This is a genomic window from Amycolatopsis alba DSM 44262, from assembly GCF_000384215.1.
Classification (GTDB): domain Bacteria; phylum Actinomycetota; class Actinomycetes; order Mycobacteriales; family Pseudonocardiaceae; genus Amycolatopsis; species Amycolatopsis alba.
Genome location: NZ_KB913032.1, coordinates 8249825 through 8272283, shown reverse-complemented (window position 1 = coordinate 8272283; position 22459 = coordinate 8249825). Strand labels below are relative to the sequence as shown.

Below are 22459 nucleotides of genomic sequence, written 5' to 3'. Positions count from 1 at the left end.
TTCATGACTTCGCGGTGCGGGCGATCAGCACCGGGCAGGCCGCGTGATGGACCAGGCTCTGCCCGGTCGAGCCGAGCAAGAGGCCACTGAACCCGCCGCGGCCTCGACTGCCTACCACGACCAGTTGTGCCTCGGCGCTCCAGCGCAGCAGCTCCTGACGGGGTTCGTCGTGCACGACGACTTGGTGTACCTCGACGTCGGGGTAGCCGTCGCGGTACATCGACACCTGCTGGGTGAGCATCCGTTGAGCGGAATCGGTGAACGAACCCCAGCCGTACCTGCTCGCGGGATCGCCGAAGGAGCGGGTAGCCGATACGTCTTCCCACGCGTGCACCGCGACCAGATCGGCACCCCGTGCGCAAGCCTCGTCGAAGGCCGCCGCGATCGCGGGTTCAGCGGAGGGGCTTCCGTCGACGCCGACCACGACAGGTCGCTGCCAAGCGGCTGGCAGATCCCAGGTCCGGCCCCGCACCGACACGACGGGACAACGAGCGTGCCCGGCGAGCGCGGTCGTCACCGAGCCGCCGAACAGCGAGGTGAACCGGCTGTGCACGGTGGAACCGAGGACGATCATCCGGGCGGTGCCCGAGGTCTCGATCAGCGCGGGAGCCGCGGAGTCGTCGGCGATGTGCGTCTCGAGAGCGGGGCCGTGGGCATGTCCGGCGGTGTCGGCCGCTTCACGGAGAATCGCCTCCCCTCGGGTTCGGATCTTGCGCAAGAGGTCATCGGTCGGCGGGACGCCGCCCAGGTAGTAGTCGGGGATTCCGAGTGCATGCCACAGTTCGAGGGAGGTTTCGTGCCGTTCGGCGGCCTGAATACCCCAGGTGACGGCCGCCTGAGCACCGGTGGATCCGTCGGCGCCGACCACGATCGGCCCGGTCAGCCGGAGAGTTCGGGTCATCATCGGCTCTTTCCGCTCGCCACGACGCTACGAGGCCAAAGCTAAGCGGGCGGACGCGCGCGGTCCGGTGCCGTTGGTCCCGGATTCCAGGGACCTCGGGTGCGTCTCTGGTCACTGGTGTGTGGACGCGCGAAGCTGTGCACTCGGTCGATGACGATCCTCCGTCTCGTGGCGCATCTGGTGGCGCGGCCCGAGTCTCTGGGGCCGATCGTCGTCGTGGACAACGGGATCGTCGGTCTCGGCCGGTACAAGTATCACTTCGTCCGCGGCGACGATCTGGAGGCCGCGGTCACCAGGGAAGCCGCGAAACGAGACGAGGTCCACTTCCGCGGCGGGCGGGTCACCGAGATCCGGCAGGCGGGCCAGAGCGTCGAAGCCATTGTGGACGGTGAGATCCTGCGTGCCGACCGGGTGTTCGACAGCGTTCTTCGTCACGGTCCAGTCCGGATCGACGGCTGGCTCATCTTCCGCGGCTGGTATGTGCGCACGGCCGAGCCGGCGTTCGACTCGGCCGTGCCCACCTTCTTCGACTTCCGTACTTCCCAGAGCCGTGCCGCGAGCTTCGTGGGCTGTAGACCGCAGGCGTGGCTCGATTCTCACCATCGGGACCAAAACCTTCTGGATGCCGTAGCCGGCGATCCTGCGTTACTCGAACAGGTCTTTCCAACCTGTTCGACCGAACAGGTTCTGCACTTCCTCGACGAGGAGAATTCCCTGCCGCAGGAGGGGAAACTGTTCGCGCGCTTACCGCCTTCGCTGTACTCCGCGATGCGCCGGAGACATCGATGAAGCTCTTCTTCACAGGTTATCGGCGTTCCTGGCTCCGAGGTGACCTGCTGGCTGGAGCGACGGTCGCCGCGTATCTGATACCGCAGGTCATGGCGTACGCGGAGGTCGCGGGCCTGCCCCCGGAGGCCGGACTGTGGGCGGTGGCAGGACCTCTGGCCGTCTACGCGATGCTGGGATCGTCGAGGCTGCTTTCGGTAGGTCCGGAGTCGACGACCGCGTTGATGACCGCCGTCGCGCTGGGCCCGTTCGCCGCGGGAGATCCTCTCCGCTACGGCGCGCTCGCGGCCATGCTGGCCCTCTTGGTCGGGGCCTTGTGCCTGCTCGCCGGACTGGCCAGGCTCGGCGTGCTGGCGGATCTGCTGTCGAAACCGGTGCTGACCGGCTACATGGCCGGGATCGCGGTGCTGATGATCGTGAGCCAGCTGGGCAAGCTGACCGGTGTCCCCGTCACGGGCGACGGGATGATCGCGGAATTCCGCTCGTTCCTCGCGAACATCGAGCACCCGCACTGGCCGACCCTGGCCCTCGGCGGTCTGGTGCTGGCTTCCTTGCTGGTGCTCCAGCGCTGGCTCCCGCGATTCCCCGGACCGTTGGCAGCGGTACTGGCGGCCGCCGCCGTGGTCGCCGGCTTTTCGCTGACCGAAGAAGGAATCCGAGTGATCGGAACGATTCCGGAGTCGCTACCCGTACCTGGTCTTCCGGCGTTGGACGGAGCAGATCTGTGGAACCTGCTGTTGCCCGCGGTGGGGATCGCGCTCGTCGGCTTCTCCGACAACGTCCTGACCGCCCGTGCCTTCGCGGGTGAGCACGGCGATCGAGTCGATGCCGATCGTGAACTGCGTGCCCTGGCCGCGTCAAACCTCTCCTCGGGACTTCTGCACGGGTTTCCGGTCAGTTCGAGTGGCAGCCGGACCGCGCTGGCGTCCGCGATGGGTGCCAGGACCCAGCTTTACTCGATCACCGCGCTCGTCACGGTCCTGGTGGCGATTCTCTTCGCGGGGCCGCTACTGGCCGGCTTCCCCAAGGCCGCACTGGCGGCGATCGTCGTCTACGCGGCGTTGAAGCTGATCGACATCCGTGAGTTCCGGCGAATCGCCCGGTTCCGGCGAATCGCCCGGTTCCGGCGTAGCGAGTTCGTCCTGACGGTGTCGACCTTGCTCGCCGTGGTCGGCCTGGGTGTCCTCAACGGTGTGCTCGCCGCAGTCAGGTTGTCTATTTTGGACCTTCTGCGCAGGCTGGCGCGGCCGCACGGCGCCGTGCTCGGTTTCGTTTCCGGTGTCCCTGGAATGCACGACGTCGACGATTATCCCGACGCGACGACTGAGCCAGGGCTCGTGATCTACCGATACGACGCACCACTCTGCTTCGCCAACGCCGATGACTTCCGGCGGCGAGCACTCGCGGCGCTGGACGGCGAGGAGCGGGTCGAATGGTTCGTTCTCAACGCCGAAGCCAATGTCGAGATCGATGTCACGGCGGCTGATGCCCTGCGCGAGTTCTGCGAGGAGTTGCGACGTCGTGGGGTCACGTTCGCGCTCGCCAGAGTGAAGCAGGAGCTACGGGACGACCTCGACGCCGCTGGCCTTCTCGAGCTCATCGGCTCCGGATCGCTGTATCCGACGCTGCCCAGCGTGGTCGAGGCCTTCCGCCGGAGAGGGACGGCACCTGCCGGCGCTGGGTGATCGAGGGGGCCCGACAGCGGGTACTTGGTCCCGCTGAAGAAGACCGCGGGGATCACCCATCGGCGCCGTCCGGAAGGTCCGGGCGAGCTTGAGAGTGGGATCGGATCGGAGACGGGCCGGGTTTGGCCGTCCGTGACATCGCCTGTCCCTTCGTGGGCACGCCCGTTCACCCTCGAAGTGCGGCACGCCGCGCTTCGAACTCGTCCTTGTCGATCTCTCCACGGGCGAAGCGTTCGTTCAGGATCTTGATCGCGTCGTCGTGCCCGGTCGAGGTCTGGCCGGCGCGGCGCAACAGGATCGCCGAGACCGTGATGAGACCACCGACCAGGATGAGCACGGTGATCAGCATGAGCACCATGCCGATCCAGCCGCCGCCATCGTCGGTGTAGTAGTGCCAGTAAGGCATGGTGGCCCCTTTCGATCAGTGACTCTGATAGCGCACTTCTCCGCCCACCGGTGTCCCGAGCGGTGAGAGGACCTCGTCCAGGTTTCGGCGCGGGGTCGCGGGCAGCGGGTCTGCGTTGACCGGCGCCCAACCGGTCCGCAGCACCATCTGCGGGAAGGTGCCGCCGGCGACCAGGTCGCGCACCTTCGTCCGGGTGTCCGCCACTTCCAGTGGTTCGGTGAGCGGAGAGGTGGCGAGGCCGAGGCTGGTCGCGGCGAGCAGAACCGCGCTGGTGGCCTCGCCGGCACGAAGCCGCGACATGGGGTCATCCGAAGCGGTGCTCAGCACGAGGAGCACGGTTTCGTCCGCCTCACCTGACGCGCCTTCGGGCTGGTCCAGCTTGGGGTCGGCGAACGCGCGCGTCGGCAGGGCGCCTGGAGTGTCGTCCTGAGAGGGCGCGTTCGCCGACGGGACGCCGTCGGGCGCGGTGTGCCTGCCACTCCAGGCGGCGAGTTCGGTCCGGTATACGGGATCTGCCGCATGGGCCTCGGCGGCTTCGGAGATGGCGCGGGCGAGGTGGTAGCGGGCGGCGTCGAGCGCGAGGCGGAGGATCGTGCCTTCGTCGGCCGCGTGCCGGGCCAGGTCGTCGAGGTAACCGGTGGGCACGGTCCAGGAGCTGTGCCTGCGCCGGTCTGTCCGTCGCCGGGGGATCGTGGCGGCGAGGGTGATGTCCTCCTGGGTGGGCTCGTGCCGGTGCAGCTCGACGGACGCGAGGTGGCCCGGCTCGGCGGGGTTGGGTAGCCGGTGCACCTCGGCCCGCCAGCCCAAGGCCGCGAAGCCGACCCGGAGATGATGCAGGGCCGCACCGCAGCCGAGCATGAGATCGCGTCCGTCGGGATCGGTCCCGGCCAGCTGCCGGCTCCGATCTGCGTAGAGATGGAGGGTGCGGTCCCCGACGCGCCATTGCCAGGGCTGGGAGTTGTGCACTGAGGGAGCGCGGCAGGCCAGGGCCACCGCGGATTCGACGGTGAAGTCGTCGGGAAGGCCGTGATCCATCGCAAAACCTGCCTCTGTAGAGCGGGGAAGGGCCGCGTTTCAGGGTTCTCCGGGAGAGGTGTGCGGTGGAGGGCCGGAGGGCCTGGTTCGCCGGGCCGTTCGTTTCTGTTCTCCCGCGCGGCCACGCGGGACCGTCGAATCAGGCCGGATCCGGATGGCACCGAGCCGTGACCCGCGTCTTGAACGAGCCCGGCAAGGAGAATCATGATGCAGGTACTCGTGGTGTTCGAGTCGATGTTCGGTAACACCGAAATCGTCGCCAGGGCGATCGGCAAGGGATTGGCCACGTCCTGCGAGGTCGACGTCGTCAACGTCGACGGCGCCCGGTACCCGCAAGAGCGCGCAGCAGCAGGTCGAAGGCGGCGTGCGCTCGTCGACCGGTGTACGGGAATGGTTGAACGCCTTGCCGTCGGCGTCGCGACGAGTCCCCGTCGCTGCCTTCGACACGAGACTCCACCGTGCTCGATGGCTTACCGGCTCGGCCGCGGTCGGCGCGCGGAAGTTGCTGCTGAAGCGCCGCGGTGTGCCGCTTCTCCCGCCGGAGAGCTTTTCGTGGACGTGAGCAAGAACGCCACCATCCTGTGCGACGGCGTGCAGGAACGCGCCGAGGCCTGGGGCACCACGCTCGCCGCACGGCTGATGGAGACAGCGGCCGGATGACCCACCCATCCCGGCGGTGTTTCCTCCCGTTCTCGTTGCTCTTCGAGGGAAGGCGGACTCGGGGCACGAGACGTGGGGACCTTCGGCCCTCCACCGCCGATGACGTGAAGAGGACGGTGAGCGACGTGCGATCGAGACGGTCGTGAGTGACCACGTCGTGTGGCGGGGCGGAAGGGTGGGACCATGCGTGCGCAGCGAGGAGACTGGCTGGTCATCAGGGGACCGGCCGTCGGAAAACCGGACCTGCGGGGCCTCATCATCGAGGTCCGTTCCCCGGACGGCGCACCACCGTATGTCGTGCGCTGGCCGTAAGACGACCACGTGTCCACGGTCTTTCCCGGTCCCGACGGCGTGATCGTCACCGAGGCCGAGCAGAACGCCGCGGACGAGGCCGAGCGCTCGCGGCTCGTGGCGTTGCAGGAGGCGATCGTCATGCGGCGCCGGCCGTGACCGGCCTGCCGATAAGTCCGCAGGACAGGCCGGGCAGGACGCTTTGGGAATACGGCGAACGGGCAGGCTTGATCGTGATCGGAACCCGGTGGTCGGAGCGCGCTGACATCAGGCTGCGGAATCCGCAATCCAAGAAAGGAAGAAGGACATGAACGACGTCGACAACGCACGCGCGGCCAAGGAAGCAAGGGACGCGATCGCCGCCGGATCAGGTCCGACCCGTTCTTCGGCCGAGTTGGCCGAGGCGGGCATGAGGAGGTATTTCGCCGCAGAATCTTATCAGGCGCAGAAGCGTGAGGAACCGTCCGAAGAGGACGAAGGGTACCCGTCATGATCGGGATGGCCGTCCGTGACGTCATGACCCGAGAGGTCTGCTCGGTGCGGAAGAGCACTCCGATCGCGGACATCGCGCGAGTCCTCGCGGGCCGGGGGATCAGCGCGGTGCCCGTCGTGGACGACGACCGCGACGTGATCGGTGTCGTCTCCGAAGCCGATCTGTTGCTCAAGCAGGTCGAGGCGGCCACACCGGCGCCGCCGAGGATGCCGGGTATCCGGTCGAAGTCGGACGGACGCACGGCGGAGAGCGTGATGAGTGCCCCGGTGGTCACCGTCGAAGCCGACCGTCCGCTGACGGAAGCGGCCCGGCTGATGGTGGGCCATCGGATCAAGCGACTGCCGGTGGTCGACCATCACGGCAAGCTGGCAGGCATCGTCAGCCGAGCCGACCTTGTGCACGCCTTCGTCCGAACGGACGCGGAGATCAAGGACGAGGTCACACGCGACATCGCGGTACTGATCCGGCGCCCGTCGCTGGGTTCGGTCCAGGCCGAAGTGAACGACGGGGATCGTCACCCTGCGAGGTGAGGTCGAACGACGGAGCCAGGCTGTCCTGCTTGCGGCGATGGCCCGCCGTGCCGCCGGCGTCGTGGAGGTCGTCGACAGGGTTGGTCATGGATGGGACGACGAGGCGAACAGGCCGGCCGGATGACCAAGCCTCGGTGGCCTCCGTCCTTCGAAACGCTTCTCCTTGCCGGAGTTCCGACTTGGTCGAGACTGTCCGGCAACATCGGTGCTTCCCGGTGACGTGGTCGTCGTCCTGCCCGGTGAAGTCGTTCCGGTGGACGGTGTGGTCCGTGGTGAGGGGACGTTCGACGAGTCCGCCTTGACCGGGGAAGCGGAGCCTGTCGACCACGTGGGTGACGCGATTCGCAGCGGCGTCGTCTCCTGAGCGTGCGGTCGCGGTGCTGGTCACCGCCAGCTCCTTCACGCTTTGAAAGAAGGGGGAACCGGTTGCTCGACGCGGCGGCGACGGATATCGAGGGCGTCACCGACAACCCTGCCCGGCCGGACCGTTGAGCGGCTGAGGTCCGGTGTGGGACGAAGTCCCGCCGCGCCGGGACCTTGGGCAGCAGAGCGGGGCCGGCGCCTCCGGTGAGCATGGCTTCGTGGACGGCCAACCTCCGGAGGGAAAGCGATGAGCTACGTACGCGACTTGTCGGTGGTCAGTCTCGCCGACGCCGAATCGGCCGGCGGCAAAGGCGCGAACCTCGGCCAGCTGATCACCGCGGGATTCTCCGTCCCTCAGGGCTTCGTCGTGCTCCGCGAGGCATATCTCGCCTCACTCGACGAAGCCGGTGTACGCGGCGAGATCGCTGAACTGCACGAAAAGGCGCTCGCGTCCGCTGAGTCGCCGGATCAGCTTTCCGGGCTGTGTGACGAGCTGCGCGCTCTGGTTCATCGGGCGGGGATGCCCGCAGGGGTCTTGGCGGAGGTGATCGACGCATATCACGGGATCGGGCAGTCGACACCCATCGCCGTCCGGTCTTCGGCGACGGGGGAGGACGGCGCGGAAGCCTCGTTCGCCGGGATGAACGCCAGTTTCACGAACGTGTGGGGTGACAACACCGTCCGGGAGCGGATCGTCGATTGCTGGGCGTCGTTGTTCTCACCTCGGGTGATCGGGTATCGCGCCGGGCGCAGTTTCACCGGGGAGCCCGCGATCGCGGTGGTGGTGCAGAGGATGATCGCCGCGGATCGCTCCGGGGTCATCTTCACCGCGGATCCGCGGTCCGGCGATCGTGACCGCCTGGTCGTCGAAGCGGTCTTCGGCCAAGGCGAAGCGATCGTCTCCGGAGCGGTCGAACCGGACACCTACCTGGTCGCCAAGGAAGATCTGCGGCTGGTTTCGGCACGGGTGGGCAGCAAGACCCACAAGATCATCGCCGAAGTGGGCGGGGGAGACGTCAAGGTCGCCCTTCCTAGCCAGACGGCGGGACGCCGGGTGCTCGATGACGCGACCGTCCTTGAGCTGGCACGGCTCGCCACCAGGATCGAAGACCACTACGGGACGCCACAGGACATCGAGTTCGCTATGGCGGGCAAGGAGATCTGGGTCGTCCAGTCCCGGCCGGTCACCACGCTGCCGCCGGATCGTGAGCAGCCGCCGGACGTTCTCGTCACCGGACTGGCAGCGTCACCGGGCGTCGGTGACGGGAACGCACGAGTGCTGCGTGATCCCGGCGAAGGCGGGCAGCTGAGGGATGGCGAAGTGCTGGTCGCGCCGATGACCAACCCCGACTGGGTTCCCGCCATCCGGCGGGCCTCGGCGCTGGTCACCGACGGCGGCGGGATGACCTGCCATGCCGCCGTCGTCGCGCGGGAGCTGCGGGTGCCCTGCGTCGTCGGCACCGGCGACGCGACACGGGTGCTCGCGGGACGCGGGCCCGTCACCGTGGACGGAACCAGCGGTGAGGTGCGGTCCGGCTACGTCCAGCCGCCGGCGCGCACCGAACCGATCGCGGCGCCTGCCGCGCCGGAGACGATCGGGACCAGACTGTACGTCAATCTAGCCATGCCTGAACACGCCGAGGAAGTCGCCGCGCGTCAGGTCGACGGGGTCGGGTTGCTGCGAGCGGAGTTCCTGCTGACCGAAGCGCTCGGCGGACGTCATCCCCGCGACCTCATCGCCAGGGGCGAAGAGGAGTCCTTTGTGGACTCCATGACCGAGTCGCTGTTGCGGATCACCCGTCCCTTCGGCGCGCGACCGGTCATCTACCGGGCAACCGACCTGCGCAGCAACGAGTTCCGGGGTCTCGCCGGGGGCGAGGCCTACGAAGCCGCGGAGAGCAATCCGATGATCGGCTACCGCGGTTGCTTCCGCTACGTGCGGGAAAAGGACCTGTTCGACCTCGAACTCCGCACCCTCGCCCGAGTACGCGAACAGACGCCGAACCTTCACCTGATGATCCCATTCGTCCGTACCAAATGGGAACTGGAGGCCTGTCTGGACCTGATCGACGCGAGCCCGCTCGGAGGGCAGCGTGGACTGCACCGCTGGATCATGGCCGAGGTCCCGTCCGTGGTGCACTGGCTTCCCGAGTACGCCGGATTGGGCATCGACGGCGTGTCCATCGGGAGCAACGATCTCACCCAGCTGGTTCTCGGGGTGGACCGGGATTCGGCGGTCTGCGCGGAGCTGTTCGACGAAGCCGACCCCGCCGTGCTCGACACCATCGGACGTATCATCGGTGCTGCCCGTGACGCGGGGATCACCTCCTCGTTGTGCGGGCAGGCGCCTTCGGTGAAGCCCGGTTTCGCGGAGCATCTCGTGCGGTTCGGGATCACGTCCATCTCCGTGAACTCCGACGTCGTCGACGTGTCCCTGCGCGCGATCGCGGCCGCCGAACGCCGCGTCCTGCTGGACGGTGCCCGGTGAACGCGATCGAGATCCGTGGTCTGCGCAAGAACTTCGGCCACACGAAGGCCTGGTCTTTCCGCCGTTCTGGTTCTGCTCGCGGGCAGACTGAGTGACCGCCGTGACCTCGGGGCGGGCATGCTCGCCGAACATGCCGGTCCTGCCCATGCCGGACCTGGCCTGCGAGGCACCGCCGGCCTGCGGGGTTTGGCGACGCGGTGAGCGGGGCTTGCCGCGGCGGGGATGGGTCGTCGGCGATGGCGCGGTTGAAGATCGCGCGGGCGGCCGCGACGACGTGTTCGCTGGCATGTCGGCCGTTGCGGGTGTTGCGGCGGGTCCGGGCGTGGGTGGCGGCGTCGTGTTGCATCGCCTCGATGTCGGTGGCGGTGATCTGGTCGAGGCGCCGGTCGCCCCAGGCTGTGGCCATGCGTGTCCAGTAGTTGCCGTAGGTGCGGCTGGCTCCGGCGCCTGCGGCGGCGATGACATGGGGGAGGTAGCCGGCCAGGGTGGGGATACCGGGTGTCTCGGCTGGGTCGTCCTGGAGGTCTGCGAGGGTAACGCCCAGTTCGGCCAGTGTTTGGGGGGCGGCGCGGATCTGGGCGGGGTCAGGCGTCATGATCCAGCCCAGTTATCTCGCGGTAGTGCCCGGTCAGGAGGTGGGCGACGGTCGTGCCGGGGTGCACGATGAGCAGTTGTTCGTGGATCGAGGCGGCGAGGACGAGGGGCCGGTCGGGTTCGATGCCGCACAGGTGGCGGGCCGCGGCGGGAAGGGTGAGAGCTCCGCGGGCATCGACGGCGTGCGGGCCGGAGGGTTCGGGTGCGATCACGATCAGCCCGTGCAGCATGTCCAGTGAAAGTCGCTGGCCTGGGTTCCAGCCGAGTGCGCGGAATAGGAGACGTTCGTTGACGCGGCCGGTCCGGTCGATGCGGACGGCGCCGATCAGCAGGTCAGGGCCTGATTCCACCGGCAGACGCGGCTCGGGCAGAGTCGGTAGCCGGGCAGGTTGGGGATGGCGCTGGGTGCTGTCGGGCACCAGTGCCGCGATCAACTGCTCCTGGGGCCGGACTGCATGTGCGGTCCCAGGGACGCGTTGTCCCACCATCCCATGGTGGTGTCCGGAGTGATCGACGCAAACCCCGCGACCCCAGAACCACCCGTTCGTGAGGATGGGGAGGGGCTATGTGAACCTCGAGCTAGAGGAAGCCTCTACTCGTTGCACTCGTCGGCGGCAGTCGTGCCATGGTGGTCCATGTGTCAATAGTCGCCGCTCATGTGTCATCAAGCCTCAAATTTGGCTGGATACACATCGAGCTTCTGTCACCCGCATGCTTCACAGGTGATAACACCAGTCTCAGGATTAGCTCATAGCCACGTCATGTGTCGTATTAGGAGGACGACTAGTGCTACCCCGTCACTCGAGCGGCGGTCGTTTCCCCGCATAGGCGACCGCCACGATCGATGTGGGGAGGTATCCGTGGCAAAAGGACGTCGTCGTAAGACTCCGTTCAGGGCTTGGGGAGTAGTTCTCGCGGTCCTGGCATACTATTTTTATTCGGAACGGCTGTGGCGGCCTTTGCTTTTCGCAGTCGCAGCCTTGCTGCTCTACTTGACCGTAGTTAGGCTGACTCGTTGCAGAGTCGAGACGGTCAAGCATCGGCCGTGTCTCTGGCTTGTTCGGGGTATCGCCGGCACGTGCGACTTCCACGTCGGTTACAAGCGCGGGCTTCCTGTTCTTGTCCGCGGTAGGGGTTTTCTTGGGCTTCCGACCTTGATGTGGCCGCGTGACACCTTCGATCGTGGTGCCTTGCCAGAGCGGCAACCAAGCTCGGCTGTCCGCGGAGCGGCAGCCATGTCTTCGAGGGCGGACAGGCCGGGTTACGACTGGGCGATGATGTCCATCGCTGGGGCGAGTATGTTCGTAGCGATCGCCGCGTTCATCAGAGACCTGATCGCTGGCTGAAGTCATCGGCGAATCGGGCTTGTCGCTGGGCTTCGCCCGCCAGATGCAGTGCTTAGTGGAGCCGGATCAGGCCGCATGGAGACGCCAAGTTGCCCTTCAGTCAGGCGAACGCTCGACGGTTGCTTGACGAACGTCGGACGGAGCGGTTAGTGCAGCCAGGGCGTGTCCGATGATCGGAATGGTTGATCAGGGGAGCACGATGTTGGCGAGACGACGCGTAGACGGGGATTAACGTTAAGTATACTCGTGAGTTCGTCGCGCACATTTCCGGACATCGCTGGCAGCAAGAGGAATCCGGAAAGCCTGGCATTACGCCGCGACCAGGCGGACAGGAACTGGACAAGGTCCAGTAATCATCTCCGAGGACGCGGAGGTCGGGATCGGCCAAGAAGTTGATGCGGTCGGCCTCGCGTCTCCGCGACGGATTGTCACGTCAGGGGAGCAGGCGTATGGCGAGTACGGTTCCATCCGGGTGAATTGATACCGGGCCGCCCCATGAGCTGTCCCAGGAACCGCTCGGCCAGGCGGAGCGGTGCTCGTAGATCTTGTGGCGGTACTGCGTCACTCGTCCGTGAGCCAGGAGATCGAATAATGCGGCACCTACGCCAGAGAAGGCTTCCACGCGGGTGCCGTTCAGCCGGAAGACGTGGTCGGTGCCGACGAAGCGTTTGCCGAGGAGGGTGTGGTTCGCGTCCTGCACGCTACCAGTGGCCGCGTGCGTGAAGCCAATGAAGTGCTTCCGTCCCTGGCGCTCGGTCAGGTACTGGGCGGTCGCTTCGCCATTGCCGGCGAAGGCTGTCAGTCCCGCGGCGGCCGTTCGTGCGAGCACGCGCCCGAACCATTCGTAGTGATCCGGTGTGATATGGAAGCCGGGGATCGAGATACGGGCTTCGTCACCGTTGGACGGCAGGTGGATTTGGGGGAAGTGGTTGACGTCGCTGAGCTCGGCATCCTGATCGCTACCCTCAGCGCTGGGAGTGGCCAGCCAGCCGCCGCTTCCTTCGGAGCAGAGGGCGTGCACGGTGACGTGTCCGTCCAGGGGCAGCTCAGTGCTGAAGATCAGGCAGGGGGTCTCGTTCCATGGTCCGACGTGCACCGCCTCGACGTGAGCCGATGCAGACGCGAGTTGGACGTGGGAGTGTGCGGCGTTGCTGTGGTTGCCCTTGCAGGCGATCGGCAGTACTAGCGAAGGCGCTTCCGGCTTCCATAGCTCGGCGAAGAACTGTGGGCGGTACCGGTAGTTCTGTCGTTGTCCCTTGTCTCTGCTGGTCAAGGCCCAGCCTGCGCGCAGTGCCGTGTCCGCGGGCACGATGGAGATGACGCGATCAGGATATCGTTGCGTCAGGATCCGCCTGGCCAGTACCAGTGCGAAGCCGACACCGAGCTCGCTCGACTGGACGGCCTTGTAGTAGTCCGCCGTCTCCTTGCCCTCAGCGGATAGCTTCAGGAAGGAACCTGTGTCGCCGGTCAGCGCCTGGCTGTACTTCAGTGCGCCCCAGTGCTCGGCGAGTCCGCGCGCGGCGCCTCGTCTGGACAGTGCGATGGCTCGGCCGAGTACATGCAGCACGTCCCACGGTGTCAGCTGCGAGGATTTGTCTCCCCATGCGCGTATCGGATGGAGTTCAGGCTTCCGCCGTAGGACTTCGTCGTCGTCTTTAGCGCTGCTCTCATCATCCCGCTTCTTTGCGCGCCTTTCGTCGTCGTCGGCTGCGGCGGCAGCCACGGCGCCAACCAAACTGGAATCCGAATGGATGGAGACGTTCGAGCGTTGCGCGAGATCCCTTAGCACGTGCTTCGCCAGCTTCAACATCATTTTCCTTATGCGCCCTCTACGTCGACCTGGTCGCACTGCCGCGTGATCAACACCGACACACAACGATACGTTCTTGATCACGGGCGCGGTTCCGCTCAAGGAGTGAGGTATGTCGATGATCTTGGGGCGTAGTCGACGACCAGAGTTTGAACCTTGCCCAACCGTCGTGCCGAGCGTGCCTCCGTCTCGGGTCCGGAAACGAAAACTGGTGATCGTCATCGCGTTCTGCGCGGTTCTCGTAGTGGGCATGGCCACGTTCATCGTCATCAGGACCTTGTCGCCGACGTGTCCGTCGAGCGGCCACGAGCAGGTGAATCCAGCTACAAACTCGCGTTCCGGCAGGTCGCCGTCCGCCGGTAGCCGAGGTTTGTCCGCTGCCTGGGGGTGAAGGTGGCGACCGACCACGGCCAGACCGTCTACGGAGCCTGTCGTTCGATCGCGAGAGAGCCCACGTGCTGGCCGGATGTGTCGGGTGCGACCACGATCAGCCCGCGCAGCGTGTCCAGTGAGAGCCGGCGGCCTGGGTGCCAGCAGAGCGCGCGTAAGAGGAGGCGTTCGTTGACGCGGGGCCGGTCCGGTCAATGCGTACGGTGCGATCAGCAGATCGGGGCCTGATTCCACCGGCAGGCCCGGCTCGGGCAACGCCGGTAGCCGGGCAGGTTGGGAGTTGCGCTGGATGCTGTCTGGCGCCAGTTCCGCGATCAACTGCTCTCGCGGCCGGACGGCTCATGCGGTCCCAGGGACGCGTCGTCCCACCATGCCATGGTCTCGTTTGGTTCGGTCCGCGCAACGCCTGCGATGTCTGAATCACCCGTCTGTGACGGTGCAGCGCGATGTTTGTCTTCGGAGATGTCAGGCTGAGCGCATCGTGTCCATGTCCGGAGGTTCTTGTGCTGCTGACGGGGCTGATCGTCTCCAGGGAGGTGTCGCGTTGAGTGGTGGCGATCCCACCCAGTCCCCGGTCACTTTGTCTCTCGGGGCGGTCCCCAGTAAGGCGCGGAAGCCTGCTTCGGTGGCGCAGTCGCGGGCAAGCTTGGCGATGTAGGCTTCGGTGTAGCCGTAGTCGCGGTGTGGCTCGTCGTAGAGGCAGTACTTTTCTTCGGTCCTCTCGGGATGCGGATCTCCCACCTTCGGCCGGACACCGATCTTTTTCCAGGCGGTTGTGAAATGGTTGGTGTTGAATACGAACGGGATCCGGTCTTGAACTGCTTGCGCGGCCTGTGTCGGCCGGAGCAACCCGTGTCCGACGACGGGGCGTTTCTGTTCGCGGACGACTACGTAGCCTTTTCTGCCGATCGCCTCGACGGCGGCCCGCTGTTCGTCGGTCAGATCGTCATAGCGGGTGAACTGGATCGCGAGCGCGTCCGGGTCCTTGGGCGCGAGTTCCTGGAGCACTCGCAGCCGTAAGTCGTACCGAGGGTCCTGGGCGACGGATGCGTCGAGACCGGCGTCGTAGTCGGCGATGAAGGTTCGCAGCGGTACGGGTAGCTGTGCGCGCAGCCGCCGCAGCGTGCGTTCGCCCTCGTCGGTGAAGCTTCCGACGAAGACCGGGAACCGCAGGCGGGTGGCGAGGGACGATCCGGTTCCGAATTGGCCAGTGAGTTCCTGCTCGTAGTTGAGCAGGAACGCCTGGCTCTGGCCGCTCACGGCGACGGCGAGTGCTTGCTGCTCGCGGGCGTACCGGTGCTCGATCTTGTTGCGCAGCGCAACGAAGAACTCGAGATTGGCCCGCACCGCGGCGGCCTTGTCGGGCCAGCGATGCCGCACGCAAGTGGCCAGATCCCAGCGCTTCGGTTCACCGTCGACCCGTTCCAGCCGCCGTGCTCGTCCCCGAGTGCGCCAGTACCGGAAGTCGATGCTGTCCCGAGTGAGTTCGGCGTGCAGGAGGTAAAGCCAGGCAAGGTGCATGTGGACTACGAAGCCCTCGAAGGAACGAACCTCCGACGAGTCGTTGTACAAGCGCACGGCAAGCTGCGCTTCATCGCGAGAAGCGCCGACCATGTGCATAAATCGTGGTCGCGGTGGCATGAGATGAAGGTCGGGATCTTGTCACCGACTGTTACTGGCCCGTCCTGCTCGTGGCAGATGCCAAAGGCGGGGCGAGACCACGGTCTCGAGATGACGCTGGACGGGATAACCGTGGGTAAGACGTTCGAAGTGGCTCAAGCCGAACGCCTGAGCGTACTGCTGAGCCGACGGGATCAGGCGATCTGACGTCCGCTGGGTCGGTTGAGTTTCCAGTCGTCCGGGGTCGTGGTTGACCCAGACCGTGGTGTCCGGCCTGCTGGCGAGCAGTTTCAGCTTGCGCAGACCGTTCTCCTCGTCAGGGTTGGAGACGTCCAGCGGCATGCCAGTGGTCTGGTCGATGTTGCTGCGCAGGTGGGCGGCGTCGCTGCTGAGGACGATCTGCTTGCCGTCGGGCAACCGCACGTGGAGTCAGAGGGTGTGTCCGGGCAGGGACTCGGCGCGGACGAAGCGCCGGGTCGCTGCCCACTAGGTGCTGGACCTACGGCCACAGTTTTGTTTCGGTCGGAGAAGCTCGCGTAACAGGTTGACCCGCTCTACGACTTGTTGAGTCGTTCGACTGATTCGAGGGTGGGTGGCGTGTGAGCGACGTTGACGGGATGGAAGGCGTGGTAGGGGGCTCGGTCGCCTTGTCGGCTCCTGCGAGCGCTGTGGTGGTGATCGGTCCTGGAGTGGCAGGAGAGGAGTCAGTCGCGGTCTGGCATGTGAGTCCGCAAGGGATGCCGGTCGGAGCGTGGATCTACCAGCTCGATCGTTTGCTGGTGTCGCGGGACGAGGCGCGTCGCTTGTTGACCTTGGTGGAGCGACGGTCGATCGCCGCGGTCGTTCCGGGAGAGCTGGATGAAGTGCTCGACAGAGTCACGAAGGCCGCTGGTGTCGAGGCGGAGAAGTGGTGGACAGCGCAGTTGTTTTCGCCGCTTCAGTGTTTCGCGGATATCGTTAGCCGTCGGGTGGCGTACGACAGCACCGTGTCGGTGGCGAAGCGTGAGCTCAAGAACGTAGCGGACCTGGAATGGAGCCGCGACCTCACAGCCGAGCAGGTCGTCGGATTCGATGACCTACGGTCCTTGTCGAAGGTGTCTGCCGTCGTGGGATCGACAGTGGTCGGTTCCGCCGCGTTGACGGCGGTCGGGGTACTGCGATGGCTGGTCCGGCAATGGGTCGAGACCGAAGGCGTGAAGAGGCGAAGCTACGTCCGGGACGCGCACGGGGAAGCAGAGCCGTTGCCACCGTCCTGGCTTGCGTCGGTGCGGGCAGGCATGACTACTCGGCTGCCGCTATGACGTCGCTTCGTGGGTTCGCGGTCGTCGACACCGAGACAACGGGGATACGGCCTGGTTACCGACATCGAATCGCCGAGATCGCGGTCGTCCATGTCGATTTCTCCGGCGAGGTCACCGACGAGTGGTCGACCCTGGTGAACCCGGACCGTGATCTCGGCCCTCAGGCCATCCATGGCATCCGCGCCGCTGAGGTGCGTCGTGCTCCGAAGTTCGAGCAGTTCGCCGGCGACGTGCTCGAGCTCTTCCGAGGTCGTGTTCCTGTCGCGCACAACCTGCCGTTCGACGCCATGCACCTGCGTGCCGAATTCGCCCGCCTGGACGTGGACCTGTCCCGGTACCTGTCCGGTGGCGTGTGCACCATGAGGCTCGCAGGCGACGTTTTCCCTGGGATGCGAAGGTCGCTCGTCGAGTGCTGCAAGGCTGTCGGCGTGGACGGCGTGCGGTTCCATACTGCGCTCGGTGATGCCCTTGCCACGGCCCAGCTGTTCGGTCGACTGGTAGAAGGCGCCCCGGACCTAGCCTCATTTCGGCTTCGTGGCTTGCCGGATGTGTATGGGGACCTGCCTTCCATGCCTCAAGGTCTGGTCAAGCCGGTACACCGGCAGGCGGCCGGTCACGCCGAGCCGCACTTCCTTGCCCGGTTGGTGGATCGTGTCCCTCGTGAGGGGAAGCCCGAGGTCGACGCGTACCTCGCCGTCCTGGATAGAGCATTGCTTGATCGGCAGATCTCGGTTTCGGAAGCCGATGCGCTGATCGATGTCGCTCATGACCTCGGCCTGCACAAGGCGGAGGTCATCCAGTTGCACCACGGCTACTTACGCAGCCTCGCGCAAGCCGCTTGGGCGGACGGGCACGTGTCCGTGGGAGAGCGACGAGATCTGGAAGCGGTAGCTGCCCTTCTCGGCCTTGTTGCCGATGAGGTCGATCTCGTTCTCCGTGAGGAACAGCCCACGCGGGTGGAACGATCTCGGTCCCAGGTCGTAGAGGTCAATATCGGAGGGCTTGTGCTGCGCCCTGGTGACCGGATCGTTCTGACCGGAACGATGCGCCGTCAGCGCGGCGAACTCACCGCAGAAGCGCTGGCCCTCGGCCTTCAGGTGATCAGCTCAGTGAGCAGGAAGACCCGAGTCGTTGCCGCCGCGGACCCGGATTCGTTATCCGGCAAAGCAAAGGACGCGCGGGCTCTAGGAGTTCCCGTTGTTACCGAAGATGCCTTCGTGCGTGCGCTCGACGCGATGAAGAGGTAACTGGATCGATTCGGTCAGGAGGTGGGTCGAACGCGTCCTCGACATAGCCGGCCTCGACGAAATCAGCGAGCGCTTCGCGTACGTCATTCTCATTCTCAGAGCGCGCAGGGAACCGGCGGACCAGGTCGGCGACCACCTGATCCACCGTTCGCGTCCCGTCGAGGGTTTCCAGCAGCGCCCACACCCACCCGTCCGGATCCCGGACGTCTGCGGCGATACAGCGCACGATGCCGCCGATTCGCATCAGGTCCTCGCCATGGCGGAAGGGCTGGTGTCCAGATTTGATCTTAGGGCGACGCATGGAACCCTCCCTTCGCCGGAATTCTCTTTGTCGTCGGTCTGGCTGAACGTCATCTCCCGCTCCACCTTCAAGAACTCGATCATCGCGGCGCACCTCCCCTCGTCTGCGCTCGGCGGAGGAACCGGGTGGCCGTGACACAGCCTGTTCGCGGCGCGTCCGCATCGGACGGCTGTGTGTGAAACTCCAGCGGATCCATGCCGTTCCCTCCACGCTCTCGATCGTTGACAGCGCAGAGCATGACCGTTCGAACCGGACGGAAACCGGGACAAGAGCCGGTGCACGGAGCGGCCGGAACGCATCCAGACGGGTGAAAACCGTCAGCGGGGGCACCTGGCCCGGCCCTCAGCGGAGCCTTTGGCCGGTACTTGCCGTCTTCGTGGTCGAGAGTTCCCGCCTGAGCAATCGCTGACTGCTAATGTCGCCGCGAGGTGATTGCTGTGACCGAACTGGTGAACGTGGCGTCCGGGATCTCGGGATTCACCGTGCAGGCGCGCGACATCGAAGGCGGGGTCCACTTCCATTTCACCGTTCCTGATCGGGACGGGGTCGTCCGGTGCGGCGAGTTGAGCGAAGCTGCGGCGGCGGCGTTGGAAATCGCCCTGCACGATCTCGAAGCGCGACTGGACTCACTCGGCGTCGCCGATCCTCGGGAAAATGCCGAGGAGATCACCCGGTCAGTGCTGCTGGCCTTCCGGGAGGACCGCAATTCCCACCTGCCGGTCTTGTCCGAACCACGACTCGCGACGCTGGTCGGCGACATCACGGCGTTCGCGGAGCCTGCCCGGCTGCTGGCCCAGCGGTTCTACTTCAGCACTCGCAAGGTGGCCACCCTTCACCGGGCGTACCGCCACCTTCTCCCGGACATCGAGGAGCCAGAACAGCGCTTCCTCGCGCTGCATCGTCTGTTCTGTTCCCGTGAGCAGGTTTTGTTTCAGCCCGCCGACCTGCCTGGCGACGATCAGTGGGCCTACTTCACCGCCGACTTCATCCTGGCACCGGATGAAGTCGCGCTCGATCGCGTTCCCCAGGCGAGGGGAGTCCTGACCGGCCCGCGCGGGGCGGACACTTTTCACATGGTGAGCAGGATCTTCGGCGAGGTCGACCCGTTCTTCTATCCCTTCGTGCAGTTCCGCGGCCAGGTCAGCGGTCGCGACGCGGTGCTGTTGTGCTCGCGTAAGCACATCCCGTTGAACTCAAGCACTGTCTCCACGCTCGCCGACGCGATGCGTGGATCGCCCCTGCGGTTGCGCGGCTTCGGTTCTGTCGGCCACACGGCCGACGACGTGGTCGAGATCCAGCCGATCGTGCTCCGGACCGGATCGGCGACGAGCTGAGGTGCTGCGGGACAACCTGGTCGGCACGGTGCTCAAGTTGGACATGACCGGTGCGTGCAACTGGCCGGACGGGGAGCAACCGGTACTGCTCACCAAATTCGTCGGTGAGGGCGCGGAATCAGTGGTGTATTCGATCGCGCCGCTGAGCGAGCCGACACAAGACGACGTCGTGCTGAAGCTGCCCAAGACCGCGCCGTATTTCGAGATGGACACCTTGCATCACAGCTTCGCCGTGCACACCGAGCTGTATCCCGAGCACCCGTTGGCCATGTCGCCCCCGGACCGGCTGGAGATGCTCAAGAGCGAGATGCTGGCCAAAGTTGCCGACCCGCACCTGGTGTTCCGGATCGACAGCTACCGAGAGATCATCGATGCCTCCATCAGCATCCTGACCATGGCCTTCGCCGACGGACCGGTGCCACTGGACGATTCGCCGGTACGCGAATGGATCGACGACAACCTCGTTCACCGCGCCACCGAACTGCTCGACGAGGACCTCATCGTCGAACAGCACCGGGAAAATCTGGAGTGTGCCTTGGCCGAGGCCGAAGCGGCGATCGTACGTTGGCGTGCGTCGGAGAGTTACGTGCCGGTGTCAGCCAACCCTCTGGTCATGCTGGCTGGGTTGTTGTTCGAGGGGTTCATCAGCGAGCAGGAGATGTCCTGGCTGGCCCGCACGCAGGAACTCGGTGACCGCCTGGTTCCCGAGCACCTGCCCGGCGTGGTCGCGGCCGTCGCGACCATGTACCACCGGCGAGCAGGCGAAAAGGTGTCTGATCGGGTGCGACGCCCGAAGCGCCACGCACCAGACCTCGTGGCTGCCTGCGACCTTTTCGCTGCGGCAGGCACCCACTTCCCAGACCACGCTAACTGGTGCGAGGCGATGGCCGACGGCTGGCGCGGCCGCACCCTGTTACTCACAGGACACCCGCTCGCGGAAGTCACTGCCTCATTGGAGAACGCTCGGGCGATATGGCTGCGACTCGGTGAACTGGCCGAGTATCACGACACACTGCGTGACCTCGCCGAAGCGCACCTGAGGAATGATCCAGACTCGGCGGCCGAATACCTTGCCGAATTGCGGGCTGTGCGGCAAGCGCTCGGCCGCTGATCGCCGGGTTCAGGGAGCTGTCTTCCTGAACCCCGGCCAGACCGGACGCTAGACGCCCGTTTCGCGAAGTTTGGCCAGGATCACCGAGGCCGATTCGGCAGGGGTCTGCGTGGTGCTGTCCACGCGGACTTCGGGGTTCACCGAACCGGGCGAAGGAGGAGCGCGACGCCGCCGAGGAGGATCTGGCGCGTGCTCCGGCTGAGGAGTCGATCGGCAGAGCTGAACTCGAAGCGATGGTCGATGCGTTCGGTGAACTGGGAAGGCAGGTCGGGAACGCGAGTCCGGGGAGACTGCAGGCGCTCTACGGCGAGATCGGCCTGGAGATGGTCTATAACGCAAAAGGGCGGACGGTCGATGTGACCATCCGCCCACCCCGTAGGGTTAATGCGTGTGTCCGAGGGGGGACTTGAACCCCCACGTCCGTTAAGGACACTAGCACCTCAAGCTAGCGCGTCTGCCATTCCGCCACTCGGACTTGCTGATGAGAAGAGACTATACCCCGCCTGGAGGCCTGAATCAGGGGGGTACGTCTGGTCACGGAGACGCACATTGAGAGGATGAGCGGTTACCCTGCGGCATGACTCAGGCGTCCATGTGGGCGAACGCTGCACGCAAGGCTGCAGGTCGAGAGCCGGAAACGCGCAACGTGACAGCTAGTCACGTAGAGTCGTCGAGGGCTGGCTCTGTGAAGTGGGCGGCGGGGGAATCAAACCCGGTCATCGGACGCTTACAAGGGCGTGAAGAAGATTGGTTTTCTCTCGTTCGGCCACTGGTCGGCGAGTGCGCACTCCGAGACCCGGTCCGCCGCCGACTTTCTGCTTCAGTCGATCGACCTGGCCGTCGCGGCCGAGGAGCTCGGCGTGGACGGCGCGTACTTCCGTGTGCACCACTTCGCGCGTCAGGCGGGTAGTCCGTTCCCGTTGCTGTCGGCGATCGGGGCGCGGACCTCGAAGATCGAGATCGGGACCGGCGTGATCGACATGCGCTACGAGAACCCGATGTACATGGCCGAGGACGCGGGCGCCGCAGACCTCATTTCCGGTGGCAGGCTCCAGCTCGGTGTCAGCCGGGGATCCCCGGAGCAGGTGATCGACGGCTGGCGTTACTTCGGCTACGGGCCCGCGGAGGGGGAGACGGCCGCGGACATGGCCCGGCAGCGGACCGAGGTCTTCCTCAAGGTGCTCGACGGGGAGGGCTTCGCGCAGCCGAACCCGCGTCCGATGTTCGCCAATCCGCCGGGGCTGCTCCGGCTCGAGCCGTACTCCGAGGGGCTGCGCGACCGGATCTGGTGGGGATCCAGTTCGAACGCGACCGCGGTCTGGGCCGCGGAGCTGGGCATGAATCTGCAGAGTTCCACGCTCAAGGACGACGAGACGGGGGAGCCGCTGCACGTCCAGCAGCGTAAGCAGATCGAGGCCTATCGCGAAGCGTGGAAAGAGGCCGGTCACGAACGTGAGCCGCGGGTGTCGGTCAGCCGGAGCATCTTCGCGTTGACCAGCGACCTCGACCGCGCCTACTTCGGCCGCGACCGTGACTCGCGTGACCAGGTCGGCATGATCGACGAGACGACCAGGGCGATCTTCGGGCGGTCGTACGCGGCCGAGCCGGACGAGCTGGTGCGGGAGCTCAAGGCCGACGAGGCGATCCAGGCCGCGGACACCTTGCTGCTGACCATTCCGAATCAGCTCGGTGTCGAGTACAACGCGCACGTGCTGGAAAGCATTCTCACGCACGTGGCTCCGGAGCTCGGCTGGCGCTGAACGGGTT

The 22459-nt window shown here is 65.9% G+C and carries 20 protein-coding genes, 1 tRNA gene and 1 pseudogene; 13 read left to right on the top strand and 9 right to left on the bottom strand.

Features of this window, described 5'->3' with window-relative positions:
• Position 1 precedes the first annotated feature (1 nt).
• On the bottom strand, positions 2-901 hold the full coding sequence (locus AMYAL_RS0138450) for a universal stress protein (RefSeq protein WP_245193291.1): 900 nt from the start codon (positions 899-901) through the stop codon (positions 2-4).
• 150 nt (positions 902-1051) lie between these two features.
• Between AMYAL_RS0138450 and AMYAL_RS0138445 the strand changes: the two genes are divergently transcribed.
• Both AMYAL_RS0138445 and AMYAL_RS0138440 read left to right on the top strand, forming a co-directional pair.
• The gene (locus AMYAL_RS0138445; protein ID WP_039794787.1) at positions 1052-1690 is read left to right on the top strand and encodes a lycopene cyclase family protein; all 639 of its coding nucleotides are present in this window, start codon (positions 1052-1054) and stop codon (positions 1688-1690) included.
• Positions 1687-3372 (top strand): SulP family inorganic anion transporter, encoded by a 1686-nt coding sequence (locus AMYAL_RS0138440; protein ID WP_020636623.1) that lies wholly within the window; start codon positions 1687-1689, stop codon positions 3370-3372. The genes AMYAL_RS0138445 and AMYAL_RS0138440 overlap by 4 nt, the downstream gene beginning before the upstream one ends.
• A gap of 166 nt (positions 3373-3538) precedes the next feature.
• Here AMYAL_RS0138440 and AMYAL_RS0138435 read toward each other — a convergent pair whose 3' ends face one another.
• On the bottom strand, positions 3539-3778 hold the full coding sequence (locus AMYAL_RS0138435; RefSeq protein ID WP_020636622.1) for an SHOCT domain-containing protein: 240 nt from the start codon (positions 3776-3778) through the stop codon (positions 3539-3541).
• Positions 3779-3793: 15 nt separating this feature from the next.
• Positions 3794-4813: an Acg family FMN-binding oxidoreductase gene (locus AMYAL_RS0138430; protein WP_020636621.1), complete on the bottom strand. Its 1020-nt coding sequence runs from the start codon at positions 4811-4813 to the stop codon at positions 3794-3796.
• Between the two features lie 219 nt (positions 4814-5032).
• Between AMYAL_RS0138430 and AMYAL_RS48860 the strand changes: the two genes are divergently transcribed.
• From AMYAL_RS48860 to ppsA, 6 genes and pseudogenes are all read left to right on the top strand, one after another.
• Positions 5033-5473 (top strand): flavodoxin, encoded by a 441-nt coding sequence (locus AMYAL_RS48860; protein WP_245193289.1) that lies wholly within the window; start codon positions 5033-5035, stop codon positions 5471-5473.
• A gap of 183 nt (positions 5474-5656) precedes the next feature.
• A pseudogene (locus AMYAL_RS51175) lies at positions 5657-5923 on the top strand (DUF1918 domain-containing protein).
• 148 nt (positions 5924-6071) lie between these two features.
• Entirely contained in the window at positions 6072-6257 is a 186-nt protein-coding gene (locus AMYAL_RS0138415) for a hypothetical protein (RefSeq protein WP_020636617.1), read from the top strand.
• Complete coding sequence (locus AMYAL_RS47205) at positions 6254-6787, top strand: CBS domain-containing protein (RefSeq protein ID WP_245193287.1); 534 nt, start codon at positions 6254-6256, stop codon at positions 6785-6787. The genes AMYAL_RS0138415 and AMYAL_RS47205 overlap by 4 nt, the downstream gene beginning before the upstream one ends.
• 205 nt (positions 6788-6992) lie before the next feature.
• Positions 6993-7151 (top strand): P-type ATPase actuator domain-containing protein, encoded by a 159-nt coding sequence (locus AMYAL_RS50615; RefSeq protein WP_020636616.1) that lies wholly within the window; start codon positions 6993-6995, stop codon positions 7149-7151.
• 246 nt (positions 7152-7397) lie between these two features.
• Positions 7398-9638 carry a phosphoenolpyruvate synthase gene (gene ppsA / locus AMYAL_RS0138400; RefSeq protein ID WP_020636615.1) on the top strand — a complete coding sequence of 747 codons (2241 nt, stop codon included), beginning with the start codon at positions 7398-7400 and terminating at the stop codon, positions 9636-9638.
• A gap of 584 nt (positions 9639-10222) precedes the next feature.
• On the opposite strand, the gene AMYAL_RS47200 is transcribed toward ppsA, so the two are convergent.
• The 4 genes from AMYAL_RS47200 to AMYAL_RS0138370 all read right to left on the bottom strand — a co-directional run bounded on the left by AMYAL_RS47200 (position 10223) and on the right by AMYAL_RS0138370 (position 15821).
• Entirely contained in the window at positions 10223-10582 is a 360-nt protein-coding gene (locus AMYAL_RS47200; protein ID WP_020636613.1) for a hypothetical protein, read from the bottom strand.
• 1429 nt (positions 10583-12011) lie between these two features.
• A complete protein-coding gene (locus tag AMYAL_RS0138380; RefSeq protein ID WP_026467788.1) occupies positions 12012-13391 on the bottom strand; it encodes a hypothetical protein in 1380 nt (459 codons plus the stop codon).
• Between the two features lie 852 nt (positions 13392-14243).
• Positions 14244-15398, bottom strand: a complete 1155-nt coding sequence (locus AMYAL_RS0138375; RefSeq protein WP_209447278.1) for a DUF3644 domain-containing protein — start codon at positions 15396-15398, stop codon at positions 14244-14246.
• 42 nt (positions 15399-15440) lie between these two features.
• Positions 15441-15821, bottom strand: coding sequence for a hypothetical protein (locus AMYAL_RS0138370; protein WP_020636609.1), 381 nt, complete (start codon positions 15819-15821; stop codon positions 15441-15443).
• A 176-nt stretch (positions 15822-15997) separates the two neighbouring features.
• On the opposite strand from AMYAL_RS0138370, the gene AMYAL_RS47195 reads away from it, so the two are divergent.
• Both AMYAL_RS47195 and AMYAL_RS0138360 read left to right on the top strand, forming a co-directional pair.
• Positions 15998-16699: a DUF6218 family protein gene (locus AMYAL_RS47195; RefSeq protein ID WP_020636608.1), complete on the top strand. Its 702-nt coding sequence runs from the start codon at positions 15998-16000 to the stop codon at positions 16697-16699.
• The gene (locus tag AMYAL_RS0138360) at positions 16696-17946 is read left to right on the top strand and encodes an exonuclease domain-containing protein (RefSeq protein ID WP_020636607.1); all 1251 of its coding nucleotides are present in this window, start codon (positions 16696-16698) and stop codon (positions 17944-17946) included. The genes AMYAL_RS47195 and AMYAL_RS0138360 overlap by 4 nt, the downstream gene beginning before the upstream one ends.
• On the opposite strand, the gene AMYAL_RS50610 is transcribed toward AMYAL_RS0138360, so the two are convergent.
• Entirely contained in the window at positions 17900-18190 is a 291-nt protein-coding gene (locus tag AMYAL_RS50610) for a PqqD family peptide modification chaperone (protein WP_245193414.1), read from the bottom strand. The genes AMYAL_RS0138360 and AMYAL_RS50610 overlap by 47 nt on opposite strands.
• Positions 18191-18684: 494 nt before the next feature.
• Here AMYAL_RS50610 and AMYAL_RS0138350 point away from each other — a divergent pair, with 494 nt between their 5' ends.
• Positions 18685-19581, top strand: coding sequence for a hypothetical protein (locus tag AMYAL_RS0138350; protein WP_020636605.1), 897 nt, complete (start codon positions 18685-18687; stop codon positions 19579-19581).
• Between the two features lies 1 nt (position 19582).
• Positions 19583-20692, top strand: coding sequence for a hypothetical protein (locus tag AMYAL_RS0138345; RefSeq protein WP_020636604.1), 1110 nt, complete (start codon positions 19583-19585; stop codon positions 20690-20692).
• Between the two features lie 391 nt (positions 20693-21083).
• On the opposite strand, the gene AMYAL_RS0138340 is transcribed toward AMYAL_RS0138345, so the two are convergent.
• Positions 21084-21167, bottom strand: a tRNA-Leu gene (locus AMYAL_RS0138340).
• A gap of 262 nt (positions 21168-21429) precedes the next feature.
• Between AMYAL_RS0138340 and AMYAL_RS0138335 the strand changes: the two genes are divergently transcribed.
• Entirely contained in the window at positions 21430-22452 is a 1023-nt protein-coding gene (locus AMYAL_RS0138335; protein WP_020636603.1) for an LLM class flavin-dependent oxidoreductase, read from the top strand.
• Positions 22453-22459 lie beyond the last annotated feature (7 nt).

Excerpts from the sequence above, each read along its gene's own strand:
- AMYAL_RS0138430 (WP_020636621.1), bottom strand. The coding sequence starts at position 4,813 with ATGGATCACGGCCTTCCCGACGACTTCACCGTCGAATCCGCGGTGGCC.
- AMYAL_RS0138380 (WP_026467788.1), bottom strand. The coding sequence starts at position 13,391 with ATGATGTTGAAGCTGGCGAAGCACGTGCTAAGGGATCTCGCGCAACGC.
- ppsA (WP_020636615.1), top strand. The coding sequence starts at position 7,398 with ATGAGCTACGTACGCGACTTGTCGGTGGTCAGTCTCGCCGACGCCGAA.
- AMYAL_RS0138435 (WP_020636622.1), bottom strand. The coding sequence starts at position 3,778 with ATGCCTTACTGGCACTACTACACCGACGATGGCGGCGGCTGGATCGGC.
- AMYAL_RS50610 (WP_245193414.1), bottom strand. The coding sequence starts at position 18,190 with ATGCGAATCGGCGGCATCGTGCGCTGTATCGCCGCAGACGTCCGGGAT.
- AMYAL_RS0138440 (WP_020636623.1), top strand. The coding sequence starts at position 1,687 with ATGAAGCTCTTCTTCACAGGTTATCGGCGTTCCTGGCTCCGAGGTGAC.
- AMYAL_RS0138445 (WP_039794787.1), top strand. The coding sequence starts at position 1,052 with ATGACGATCCTCCGTCTCGTGGCGCATCTGGTGGCGCGGCCCGAGTCT.
- AMYAL_RS0138450 (WP_245193291.1), bottom strand. The coding sequence starts at position 901 with ATGACCCGAACTCTCCGGCTGACCGGGCCGATCGTGGTCGGCGCCGAC.
- AMYAL_RS0138360 (WP_020636607.1), top strand. The coding sequence starts at position 16,696 with ATGACGTCGCTTCGTGGGTTCGCGGTCGTCGACACCGAGACAACGGGG.
- AMYAL_RS0138415 (WP_020636617.1), top strand. The coding sequence starts at position 6,072 with ATGAACGACGTCGACAACGCACGCGCGGCCAAGGAAGCAAGGGACGCG.
- AMYAL_RS0138375 (WP_209447278.1), bottom strand. The coding sequence starts at position 15,398 with ATGCACATGGTCGGCGCTTCTCGCGATGAAGCGCAGCTTGCCGTGCGC.
- AMYAL_RS47205 (WP_245193287.1), top strand. The coding sequence starts at position 6,254 with ATGATCGGGATGGCCGTCCGTGACGTCATGACCCGAGAGGTCTGCTCG.